The organism is Calditrichota bacterium, assembly GCA_016867835.1.
Classification (GTDB): domain Bacteria; phylum Electryoneota; class AABM5-125-24; order Hatepunaeales; family Hatepunaeaceae; genus VGIQ01.
Window position 1 is genome coordinate 1 of sequence record VGIQ01000086.1, and the last position, 12,176, is coordinate 12,176.

General features: G+C 58.5%; 10 protein-coding genes. All 10 read right to left on the reverse strand.

The window, feature by feature from the left end:
- Window positions 1-643 precede the first annotated feature (643 nt).
- A complete protein-coding gene (locus tag FJY67_08910; protein MBM3329571.1) occupies window positions 644-1,993 on the reverse strand; it encodes a DUF1015 domain-containing protein in 1,350 nt (449 codons plus the stop codon).
- A gap of 127 nt (window positions 1,994-2,120) precedes the next feature.
- Window positions 2,121-2,714 (reverse strand): hypothetical protein, encoded by a 594-nt coding sequence (locus tag FJY67_08915; GenBank protein MBM3329572.1) that lies wholly within the window; start codon window positions 2,712-2,714, stop codon window positions 2,121-2,123.
- Window positions 2,715-2,812: 98 nt separating this feature from the next.
- Window positions 2,813-5,137 (reverse strand): T9SS type A sorting domain-containing protein, encoded by a 2,325-nt coding sequence (locus FJY67_08920; protein ID MBM3329573.1) that lies wholly within the window; start codon window positions 5,135-5,137, stop codon window positions 2,813-2,815.
- A gap of 159 nt (window positions 5,138-5,296) precedes the next feature.
- A complete protein-coding gene (locus FJY67_08925; GenBank protein ID MBM3329574.1) occupies window positions 5,297-6,199 on the reverse strand; it encodes a 3-phosphoglycerate dehydrogenase in 903 nt (300 codons plus the stop codon).
- Between the two features lie 72 nt (window positions 6,200-6,271).
- Window positions 6,272-7,366, reverse strand: a complete 1,095-nt coding sequence (serC, locus tag FJY67_08930) for a 3-phosphoserine/phosphohydroxythreonine transaminase (protein ID MBM3329575.1) — start codon at window positions 7,364-7,366, stop codon at window positions 6,272-6,274.
- A gap of 18 nt (window positions 7,367-7,384) precedes the next feature.
- A complete protein-coding gene (locus FJY67_08935; GenBank protein ID MBM3329576.1) occupies window positions 7,385-7,672 on the reverse strand; it encodes a hypothetical protein in 288 nt (95 codons plus the stop codon).
- Window positions 7,673-7,765: 93 nt separating this feature from the next.
- Window positions 7,766-8,182, reverse strand: a complete 417-nt coding sequence (locus FJY67_08940) for a hypothetical protein (protein MBM3329577.1) — start codon at window positions 8,180-8,182, stop codon at window positions 7,766-7,768.
- Window positions 8,183-8,261: 79 nt separating this feature from the next.
- A complete protein-coding gene (locus FJY67_08945) occupies window positions 8,262-9,530 on the reverse strand; it encodes a Glu/Leu/Phe/Val dehydrogenase (protein ID MBM3329578.1) in 1,269 nt (422 codons plus the stop codon).
- 160 nt (window positions 9,531-9,690) lie between these two features.
- Window positions 9,691-11,061, reverse strand: coding sequence for a sodium-dependent transporter (locus FJY67_08950; GenBank protein MBM3329579.1), 1,371 nt, complete (start codon window positions 11,059-11,061; stop codon window positions 9,691-9,693).
- 262 nt (window positions 11,062-11,323) lie between these two features.
- Complete coding sequence (locus tag FJY67_08955) at window positions 11,324-12,157, reverse strand: hypothetical protein (GenBank protein ID MBM3329580.1); 834 nt, start codon at window positions 12,155-12,157, stop codon at window positions 11,324-11,326.
- Window positions 12,158-12,176: the final 19 nt, after the last annotated feature.

Sequence of the window (12,176 nt, forward strand, 5' to 3'; positions counted from 1 at the left end):
TGATCCCCTTCAATGCCAATAACGACTCGATTCAGTTCTGGTGGACACTGGACGGAGCGGACACTTTATCCATTGAGTCCACTTTGTCCATTTCTTTTGCTGATACAGGCAGATACATAGTAAGCGGATATGCGCGGGAGCAGGTCGGCGAGGAGGCGTGGGAGGAGGATGTGCAAAGGTGGGCGGTGAATGTGAGAATGCTGAATGCGGAATTCGGAATGGATCCCCGCCTGCGCGGGGATGACGAGGGGGGAAGCGGGGATGACGATCCACTTTCGCTTACGATTGCTCCTAATCCGTTCAACGATCAGGCGACGGTGACAGTTAAACTTGTAGGGCGGGCATACCTGCCCGCCCCAAGGGCGGACAAGAATGTCCGCCCTCCAAGTGCGCAGGTGGGGGGTCTCATGCCCGTCCGGCTCAGCCTCTACGCGCTCGACGGGAGGGAAGTCCTCCGCCTCCACGACGGCCCTCTATCCCCCGGAAGTCATACTTTCGCACTTTCGCACTTTAGCACTTTCTCACTTCCCTCCGGCATCTATTTCCTGCGTCTTCAGGCCGGCACCCATTCCCGCACCGTCAAAGCTGTCTTGATGCGTTAGACGGGCAAAAGTCCTTATTCCCAAGATATTCAAATACTCTTCTACCCTTCCGCTTCCCAGACCGCCAGTCCCGCCGACTTGTCGATCGTCATCTTCATCATCACCAGCCCGGTCAGCAGTTTCGGGTAGAAGTCGGTTGATTTCTGCGGCATCCGCTCACCCGCCGACGCAATCTCCCCCACTTGCTCAACCCGCGTTGGATTCAGCAGAAACGCGCACTGGATGCCGTGTTGACCGATCGCATCAAGGGCTTCGTCGCGCCCCCGGATGTAGTGGATGTTCGACTCGGCTGCCAGCGCTGCGGCGTCTATGCCGAGAAGTTTCTCCAGCAGCGCCACATGGAGCACCGTCACATCGAGCCGTTTCCAAGCCGTCGAGTGATCCGCCACGAGCGCATCCATCGTCGCCGGGTCTTTCAACGTTAACAGACGATACCCGGCAAGCCCCTCCGATCCAAAACCGATAACGACCCGTCCTCCCGCGGCGGCTTCGTCCATCGCCGCGTAGAGCGCTTCCCGGCTCGAATACTCACTTATAGCAAACTGCGTCGCAGCCTTCGTCATGAACGAGCCGCCATCGTATCCGGCGAGCGAATGGAGCGCCCGGTGCGTTGGCAGGACGACCAGCCCCGGATCGTGCAGATTGAAAAGCGCCATTATCCGGTGGTCGAACGACTCGGCACCCATCGGCTTCCAGTTGCGCGACTTGGCCTCTTTCAGGTAGTTCATCGCCGTCTCATAGCGATGATGCCCGTCGGCGATGAAGAGTTCCTTCCCGGCGAGGAAGTCATTGATGTCGGCTATCAGGCTCGGGCGGGTAACCCGATAGAGTTTATGCACCGCGCCGAAGTCGTCGGTTACCTGCGCGACGGGCGACGCCCAAGCCGTCTCGGGCTCGAGCCATTCGAGGATTTGGCGCTGCGGGTCGTCATAGAGCATAAAGATCAGGTCGTCGTTCGCTTCCGTGGCGCGCATCAACTTCAGCCGGTCGGCTTTGGGGCCGGAAAGGGTCTGCTCGTGCGCCCGGACGGCCGACTTCTCGTCGTCGATGTCCACCAGCGCAATGAGTCCCTTGCGGACATAAGTCTGGCCCTCGACAGTGAATTCCTGATGGTAGGGATAGAGTGCCGGGCCGCCTTCACGAATGAGGACGCGCTCCTCGATCCACTGCTCCCAGACCTGCCCCGCGCGGGTATAAACGTTGTCGGCGAAGGTGTCGTCGGGACGGGGCGGGTTCTTGGTGATGCGGATGATGTTGTGGTCGCTGCGCTGCATATAGTCGTCGCGCAGGGCGTCGTCGATCTTGTCATAGGGCTGGGTGACGACCTTTGCAAGGTCGCCGACGGTCGAGGGATTGAAGCGATAGCCGCGGAAGGAGGCGATCTTGGCCATTGTGCTGCCTGATAGGTGATTGGGATGATTCGGTCTATTGGCTTCAAGTTAGCAAAACGGACGAGCGCCTGTCAAGGCGGACAGGCGCTCGTGAAACAGGCTCGCGATGCAAATGTGGGGCTCGAGTTCACTGTCGAGCGGGCCAGCGAAATTCCGCCTCCCTTTCGATCTTTATCATCACTCCTCCATTCGGACGCAGCGGTTCTACATAGTTCCAGCGAAACCGAAAATGATAAAAGCGTCCGTAGCCGTCTTTCATGAAGACATTCTCATCACCTTGAACAAACTGCCTTAAGCCATCCAAGGCTTCATAGGGATCCACCCCGTAGTCCGGATAGAACGCGACCGAGTTCCATCCCCGCCGCAGCGATATCGGACGGTCGAAGGGAATCTCAACCCCCGTCACCTCAAGCGTAGCCTCCTCTGCCATCTTGAACCAATAACATTTCTCTGCATCCCACGTCTCGATTCCCCAGTATCCGCGCCCGATGAGGCAGAATCTGCCCTCACTGTCCTTGATCAGCAGTATCCGGTCTTCGATTCTGGCGACTACTCGTCGCATCGACACCCGACCTCCCTCACGAAAGTCATCCCCCGGGTCCACCCGCAGCGAGATCAGGTTCCAGTGCCGATGGAGCGGAATGCGCTGGATGACCTCCTCCTGCGCCGGCAACTGACCGGCGAGCGCTGCGATCAGCGCCGCGATGATTGTGGTTCGCATTATCCCTCCTGATAATTAGCCTGCGTCTTTCGAATGACAGGCCTTGGACACTTGCCCACGGCGCCAAGTCCTGCTCTCTCACTCGCTTGCTTTTCTTCTCACTTCATCACCACTGCCCTCTGCACCGCCCGGTCGGCTCCGGCTTCGATTCGCACCAAATAGACGCCGGTTGTGAGGCGCGAGGCGTCGAACTCGACACGGTGCCTCCCGGCCAAATATCGGCCCCGAGCAAGAATCGCCAACTCCCGACCGGTCAGGTCATGCAGCGACAGCCGCACCTCGCGCTGCGTTGGCAGGTCGAATGCAAGGCTTGCCCTTGCGTTAAACGGATTTGGGAAAACCTCGGAGAGCGCAAACGCGGTGGGAAGATCGAGGCGCGTCTCATCCACGCTGACATAGCCGTCGATTGCCAGAAAGCCATTCGCCTCATAGACCGGCCGGCCTTCAACCGACACGACGCTCATCGGGAGTTCCCAGTCCGACCTCGGATCCCAATACCGGAAGGTCATCGCTTCTCCGGCACGGAAGCCTTCGACGACCTCCTCAGTATAGGAGTCGTCTCCCCAAGCCGCAAATCCCCACGGCCCATTGCCTTCGATGGCGATGCCGCCGGCATAGACATTTTCCGTCGTAAAGACGCCGATCTCCGCACCTTCCACCACCTCGACCTCGCGCAACGATAGAAAGAGCACCGACATATTGGTCTCGCCCGATTGGGGCGGCTCGGGAAAGTGCTGCATCGCAGTCTTGTGAGGCAGAGACGCCTTCGGTTCGGCGGCTCCAACTGCAATCCTGCCTCCTCCAAACAGTTGATCGACAGGATACTGGAACTGACAATCCTGCACCACCCGGATCATCAAGCCTTCGCCGGGGTTGACGATGATATCGCCACCGAAACCAAAAGCCGGAATGTAGAAATTTCCCCGTCCGTTCTTGGCGATCTGCAGAAGATTGCGTGCCGTCAGGTCTTGCAGCGCCGCATCGATCCGCATCGCCCGCTGCGGCAGGTAGGAGACCATATTCCAGCCTTGACCCGCTTCGACTATGGCGTCGCCCGGCAGCCGCCAGCCATAGACGACCAACGTGTCGGGACTCGCCAACTTGGCATGATAACCCTCGAGTGCATTCCAGTAAGGTATGTTGGAGAATCCAAATCGAGGGTTGTAGAACCGGCCTCGTTCATCCTTGGATAGCAGCAAGTTCTCCCTCCCAACGATTTCAGCCCAAATCCGAACGATGTTGGGTAGTCCGCCTACCAGATACCGCTCATCAAACTCGATCGGCAGGGAGATCAGGTTCCAACCCCGCGCCAGGGGAATACGGAATTCCTGTGCCGGCTCGGCGCCGTTAAGGAATAGGCTCGAGATGCCTCCACCCTCGAAGACCTCCGGCCCGTCGAGCCATTCGGCTTCGGCAGAAAACTCCCGCTCCGCATCGTGATCCCAGATCGTAAAGGTGAACGCCTCGTCCTGGCGGAAGCCGGGGAAGCCGTTGCCCTCTCCCCAGGCGAAGAACGATATTGGCCACTCGTCCTCCAGCCAGCCGACGCCGGCGAGCGCACCACGCGGAGTCCAGACGGCTATTTCGTCATATTGATCGAGCGCCTCATCGCCCACTCCGGCATCGAAGACGAAGAGGACGTGATCGCTTGCGGGCGGTTCTTCGGGCAGGATGAGCCGGTAATGCGGCACGAACCCGCGGTCGAAGATTACCGGCAGGACGAGCCGTCCGGCATTGGCGGCGTTGCTGGTAATGGTCAGATTGCCCCGATAGAGGCCGACTTCCATAGCTTCCCAAGACTCGACCGGAATCTCGCACTGAATCTCCCGCACCTCGCCGGCCGGCACCCGGACCGCGCGCGGCTGAGCGGTCAGCCAGTTGACGGATGGCGCAATATCCTGCACCACCAACTCGGCATTGCCCTCGTTGACGATGCCGAGCGTGAGCGAGGTCTCCTCCCAGAGCGAGCCGAAGAGATCGACCCAGAGGAAGAACTCGAGCGAGTCCCAATCGGTCGCAATGAGCGCCTCCTGACGCGCCTCGATGCCGTTGCCCCGCATCTGAACCGAGACGCGCTGGATCACTTCGCCATCGGAGATTCCGCCGGTCAGCATGCCGCTGACCTGGCCGACCTGCTGCGGCGTGAAACTGATTCGAAACTGGGCTTGTCCCCCCTGCGGCACAAAGGTCTGCCGTGGCTCGACAACGAACTGGTTGTTATTGCTCGAGAGATTGATCGTCCAGGGCCCGCCGCCGCGATCGGTAGCGGTATAGACGATCGTCGAGGTCTGCCCGACACGGGTGTCGGGAAACTGGATCAGATTGCCGAACGGCGGCTCGATGACGAGGTTGGCTAAGGCAGTTGCAACTGGCAGCACCGCCAGTGCACTGGCAGCGAAGAAGTGAGTGGGGGCGCGGTTCATCTTATCCTTGGAGGCGTCGAATTGAACTTGAACGGGCTATGGACTTATATACCACTTACATAATAGTGTGGTCCAAGGTTCCTGTCAAGGGGGGGAGGGTCACAAAAAGAGCGCGACCCGTGGGGAGCGCGCTCTTCTAAAATCCTATGTCGTCGTGCCTTACTTGAAGTATTCCTTCAACAACAGAGCGACCTCGGCACCAACCCGCTCCTGCGCCTCGATGGTCGATGCGCCGGTATGGGGCGTCGCGGAGACCTTTGGATGTCGGATCAGGTCGAGGTTGGACGTCGGCTCCTGCTCAAAGACATCGATCCCGGCGCCGCCGAGATGGCCGTTGTTCAGTGCTTCGAGGAGCGCACCTTCATCGACAACCCCGCCCCGGGCGCAGTTGATCAGGTAGGCGCCGCGCTTCATAATTTCTATTTCAGCAGCCCCGATAGCCGGACCGAAGGGTTGCTTTGGAATGTGAAGCGAGAGGAAGTCGGCGCTATTCAGCACCTCATCCCGATCAGTCAGGCGAACATTTAGTTCGGTCGTGGTAACGATAGGATCGTAGGCAATAACCTTCATACCGAGCGCGAGCGCTCGCTTCGCCAGTTCCGAGCCGATCCTCCCGATGCCAAGGATGCCGAGGGTCTTCCCTGCCAGTTCGATCCCGCCGGCATACTTCTTCTTTTCCCACTTGCCCTCCCGCATCGTAAGATTTGCGTCGGGGATGAACCGTGCCAGCGAGAACATGTGCGCCAGCGCCAGTTCGGCAACCGATGCCGACGAAGCGGCAGGGGTATTGAGCACCTTGACGCCGCGCGCTTCGGCTGCCGGGACGTCGATGTTATCGACTCCTACGCCTCCGCGAACGATTACCTTCAGCCGTGAACCGCCCTCGATCACCTCACGGGTCACCTTGGTAGCGCTGCGGACTACGATACCGTCGTAATCACCGATACGGGACGGCAACTCCGCCTGGGGTATATTGCTGGCATCTACCTCGAACCCGGCATCCTTCAGTAGTGCCAGACCTTCCACCGAGAGGCCGTCGTTGATGAGAATTCGTGCTGACATTAGTTTGGGATAACTGGAGAATGGGCTCAACCCGCCCGAATACACTACTTGTAGCGTTTCTTAAAGGGACAATCAGCCCTTCCGGGATTGAAACTCCTTCATGAATGCGACCAACTCCCCGACCGCTTCAACAGGCACCGCATTATAGAGCGAAACCCGGATTCCACCGACCGAGCGGTGCCCTTTGAGGCCGATAAATCCCTTGGGCTTGGCTTCCTTGAGGAACTCCTCTTCCAATCCCTCGGAAGGCATCCGGAAGCAGACGTTCATCCACGATCGGTATTCCTTCCAGACCGTCCCGCGGTAGAAATCACCCGAGTTGTCCATAGCGCCATACAGCAACTCCGCCTTTGCGCGGTTGCGCTTCTCCATGCCTTCGAGCCCGCCGTTCATAGCGATCCAGTCCAGCACCAGGCTCATCACGTAGATGCCGAAGGTCGGAGGCGTGTTGTAGAGGCTGTTTTCCCCTGCATAAGTGCGGTAGGAGAGCATTGTGGGCAAGCCGTCGCGCGCCTGCTTCAGGAAACTGTCTGCGACAACCACCAGAGTTACCCCCGAAGGGCCAAGATTCTTCTGCGCCCCGGCGTAGATCAAGGCATATTGACGGCCGTCGAGGCGGTGTGAGAAGATATCGCTCGACATGTCGCAGACGATGGGCGGGCCTTCCTGCAAAGGCGGCTCGAAAAACTCGGTGCCCCGAATCGTCTCGTTCGAGGTGTAGTGGAAGTATGCCGCGCCGGACGTCAACTTGATGTCGCCGCGGCGCGGAAGGTGGTTGTAAGTCCCTTCCGGGTCTTCCCATGCGAGGTTGACCTTGCCGATCGCCTTGGCTTCCTTGATCGCCTTCTTCGACCAGTCGCCCTGGAGCAGGTAGTCGGCGGTTCGACCTTCACTGAGGAAGTTGAGCGGCACCATTGCAAACTGCAGACTGGCGCCACCCTGTATGAAGAGGACGTGATATTCTTCGCCAACGCCAAGCAACTGCCGGACCCGCGCGACGGCCTGGTTGTGGATCGCTTCGTAGTCCTTCCCGCGATGGCTCATTTCCATCACGTTCATACCCGAACCGCGATGGTTGAACCAGTCCGCGTTAATCCTCTCGAGCACTTCCAGCGGCAAAGCCGCCGGCCCGGGATTGAAATTCCAGACCCTCTGGTGCGGAGGCAAATCGAATCTCCTATCCAGTTACTTCGACAATTGTGAAAAGAGCTTCCGTTCCAGACGACTAATGCGTATTCGCCGCACAAGAGTGAGGATGAATATCATCGTGATCATCCCTCCGACAATGGGAAGCCGCCACCACCAATAGCCTATCCAGGCCAGTGTAGCGGCCAGCCATATTGTTACAATGATGATCGAGATTCCGCGACCGGCAAAACCGAGTCGTCCATCTATGAAAAATCGGCTGAACTGATCGGTGCTGGCAACCAGCACGACCAGTATCAAGCCGAGCAGAACTGACGTGATTAACATAAACGTAACCCGTGCAAAGAAGACTTGCTATTCGCAAACAAACTGAACCAACTCAACAGCCGGCTTTGCTGCGATGCCGGCAATAAGGAGGAACTACCCTTCGATGAAAGGTGAATACTCGCGATAAAAGGCGCGCAACTGCTCTTCAGTGTCATCGAATTCGATCAGGTGCTTGCGACAGCCCCGACGGCTGCAAAACTGCACCCTGCCGCCGCGAGGAAACTGCAATGCCACCATCGGCGCCCGGCAGGCTTCGCAACCGCGAGTGCTGGCCAGCAAGTGCCTGCAGAAGGGGCAGATGAACTCGACAACAACGTCGGCGGGGATCACCAGCGTTGTCTCAATCTGGTAATCGCCATAGAAAGCCGAAAGGCGGATCAACCCTTCGGCGCCGCCCTCCGATGACGGCAGCCGGCCCCAGAGCGCGATCGACGGCGCTTCCTTGATGGGATGCTCGCCGTTCATCAGACTCTTCGAGCAATAAGGGCAGACGACTTCGACAGGAATCATCGTTCCCTCCCGTCAGAGTATTTCCCCCCGCAATCCGCAGGCAGGCGGGCTTCAACCCGCCCGCCTGGAACCCTGCCAATCAGGCGTAAAGACCGCGCAATTCCGCTGCTTCGGCCACCCGTCGAATTGCGACGATGAAGGCTGCCGTCCGCATCGGGACCTTGAACTCGAGCGACGCGGCCAAAACGCCGTCAAAGGCCCGCTCCATAATGCGGTGCAGGTCTTCGTTGACACGCCACTCGGTCCAGTAGTAGCCCATCCGGTTCTGCACCCACTCGAGATACGAGACCGTCACCCCGCCGGCATTGCAGAGAATGTCGGGGATGATAAAGGTGCCGCGCTTCTCGAAGACCTCGTCCGCTTCCGGCGAAAGCGGCCCGTTGGCACATTCGGCGATGACCTTGGCCTGGACGCGAGAGGCATTATCGCCGGTGATTTGATTCTCGAGAGCTGCCGGGATCAGGATATCGACCGGCAGTTCGAGCAGTTCCATCGGATTAGCCATCGCCGAAACGCCCGGGGTCTCGTCGAAACCGCGCAGCGTGCCGTGTTTCTTTACATGGGCTATGGCGACGTCGGGGTCGATCCCGCTTTCCGAATAGAATGCGCCCGCGATGTCCGAGATCGCCTTGATTGTCACTCCATCGCCTCGCAGCAGTTTGGCCGCCCAGGATCCGGCATTGCCAAAGCCCTGAACGGCGACGGCAACCTTCGAGAGGTCGAACTTCAGGTGCTCGGCAGCCTTCCGGACGCAATAGACCATCCCCTGTGCGGTGGCTGCCTCCCGACCGGCTGAGCCGCCGAGGGCGAGCGGCTTGCCGGTAACGACCGCCGGTGTGTAAGCGCGGTTATGCATCGAGTAGGTGTCCATAAACCACGCCATGATCTGTGCGTTGGTGTTGACATCGGGCGCCGGGACATCGCGATCGGGACCGAACATGTCGAGCATTTCGGCGAAGTAACGCCGCGAGAGATTCTCCAGTTCGGTGCGCGAAAGCGTCCGCGGATCGACGATAATGCCACCTTTGCCACCGCCCATCGGGATATCGACGACCGCGCACTTCCAGGTCATCCAGAAAGCGAGGGCTTTCACTTCGTCGAGCGAAACATCCTGATGGAATCGAACGCCCCCCTTGGCCGGGCCGCGCTGAATCGAATGCTGGACCCGATAACCCTTGAAAATTCGAATGCTGCCATCATCCATCCGCACCGGTAGGTTTACTTCGACGATGCGGCGCGGCTCCTTGATTACGGCGGTCTGATTTGCAGTCAACTTCAGGATTCCGGCGGCACGGTCAAACTGCTTGAGTGCGTTGTCGAAAACCGAAAGGTGTGAACCTGTGCTCATCAACTCATTCCTGGTGTGATTATTCCCCCCGCTGCTATCGGGTGACTCGGCACCCTTTCAATCTAACCTCAGTCGCCTCACAGCGCAATTGTCGCGGCGATCTTCACGCTGGAGGCGAACATATTCCCCACTTCTAAAATCGGATAGGCGCCATAGCCGGTCAGTTCCGGCCCATCAACCCCGCGACGAACGTGATTGCCACGAAAACTGCTGATATGATGAGCAAAACCGATGCCGCTCCTGCCTTGATTGTAAGCCCTCTCCGACCGCGTGACAATTCGTCGAGAAGCGACTTAGGCTTCCAGCGAAGCAGCGTGAAGAAGACCATCAGCAACCCCCCCAAGGGAAGCATGTATTTGAACGACAAGTAGTCGAAGAAATCGAAGAGCGTCATTGAAAAGATCTGGACCGACCCAAGCAGACCGAACGACAACGCTGAAGGTATGCCGAGAATGAAAATCACCAAACCGACGGTCACCGTTGACCGCCGGCGGCTCCAGCCCTTCTGATCGACCAGATAAGCCGTAACCACTTCCAGGAGCGAGATGCCCGAAGTTAAAGCGGCTATCGCGAGAAGTATGAAGAAGAGTATTCCGACTGCATACCCTCCCGGCATCACAGCAAAGATCGCCGGTAGGACATTGAAGACGAGCCCCGGCCCGGCGCCGGGTTCAAAACCGAGCGCGAAGACGGCGGTAAAGATTGCTACCCCCGCCATCAACGCCACCAGCGTGTCCGTTACGATGATCCAGAGCGCGCTCCGGATTAGATCTTCATCCGACTTCAAATAGGAGCCGTAGGTGAGCATCGCGCCCATTCCAAGCGAAAGCGTAAAAAATGCGTGTCCCATCGCGACCAGCATGCCGGTGCCGGTCAGTTTGCTGAAGTCGGGCTTGAACAGGAATGCTATGCCGGACATCGCGCTGCCGGCACCATCGGCGCCTTTGAGGGTAATCCCGCGCAGGACGAGCAGAACGATTATAACAAACAAAGCCGGCATCAGAACCCGATTCCAACGTTCGAGGCCCTGATTGACCCCCCGCATAACCACAACGACACAGAGACCCATAAACAATAAGTGGGTCAGGATCGGCCATAAAGGGTCGGCAACATAGGCTCCAAAAGCCTCACCAGCAATCTGCGGCGAATGGAATCCGGCAAAGCCTCCGGCAGCGGCTTTATAGATGTAGGCGAGCGTCCAGCCGGCAACGACACTGTAATAGGAGAGAATCACAAACCCGGCCAGGACTCCCAAGCCACCAATCAACGGCCAGGCCGACCCGGGGGCTAATTTCCGGAACGCACCGACCGGGTTCAACTGGGTCTTGCGTCCAACGGCAAACTCGATCAGCATCACCGGCAGGCCGATGATCAGGATCGAAACAAGATACCATAGGACAAAGGCCGCTCCGCCATACATCCCGGTGATGAACGGGAACTTCCAGACGTTGCCGAGTCCGACTGCCGAGCCTGCCGCCGCCAGCACAAAGCCGGCCCTGGTCCCCCAGTGTTCACGACCTTCATTCGTCACTCACCTACCTCTATAGTCTGAGGCACTCCGGCCTCGGTTGGCGATTCTGAATAATATCGGTGATCGCAGGCGGGAATGCAAGAAACGAATCTCGGCACCCTCAGCGCCGAGGCAAGCCCTCAGAGGTTAGACGCCAAGTATTTGGCAGGCGTAGCGGCGGATTCCAATCCGCCGACACCAATCAACCGATTATGGGCGATTCGGATATCGCCCCTACGCGATACTTGCAATGCCATATCTCGCTGCTTGAGGTAACTTGATATTAATCGAATAGCGTCCATTCGATACCCCAGTATTCTTCCCGGTGCATCATCCGGTAGTAGGGCACGAGATGGTAGGGAAAGGCGCCGATGTTGTGGATGGCATAGTAAAAATTGAATTGCTTGATCCGGCCGGTGAAGCGAAGGTCGATGGGATAGGCGTCGCCGAGCCGTTGGTCGCGAGGGGCAAGGCGGCTCTCGAAACGACTGAATACCTGACCGGATAGAGCGATGTCGGCTTCGAAGACTTCGTTCCAGTAGGTCTCATGCCAGCCCGCTTCCCATATTGCCCGGAAGCGCGGTTCGGGGAGCGGACGGTGTAAGGTTCGGACATCATCATACAGATGTTTCGGCTCGGAAACTGCAATCTGTATCGCCGCCACTCTCGCGCGCCACTGTTCGTGCATCCAGCGATGCTGCGCCTGCCACCCAAAGGCGTCCCTCTGTCCTATAATCAATGGCTTGATGACAGCATCGGGAGTCTCTTCCCAGATGATCGGCTTGGCTTCGCTCCACCCGATCAACCCGAATTCACTGTATCCGATGGGCATGCGATGGACCAGCGTGGCTTCCCCGCTCCAAATAGCAGAGGCGGGCTGCCGGGCGCCCTCGAATTTCAGACCGAAGTTGTTCGCACCAAAGGGCATAAGTGGATTGGCCGGAAGCCCATTGACATAGCGTCCATGCTCAATCATCGGCGAAGGTATAACGGCAGTGAGATAGGCGCCAATCCGCAAGCCGAGCAGATCCGCTGTTACGGGCACGATCAGCGTCACCCCACCGGCGGGGAGGATGCGGTCGGGCAGCGCGCCGGTTGCTCCCGCTTGAACCATCATTTCCGCCCAAGGGCGTCTT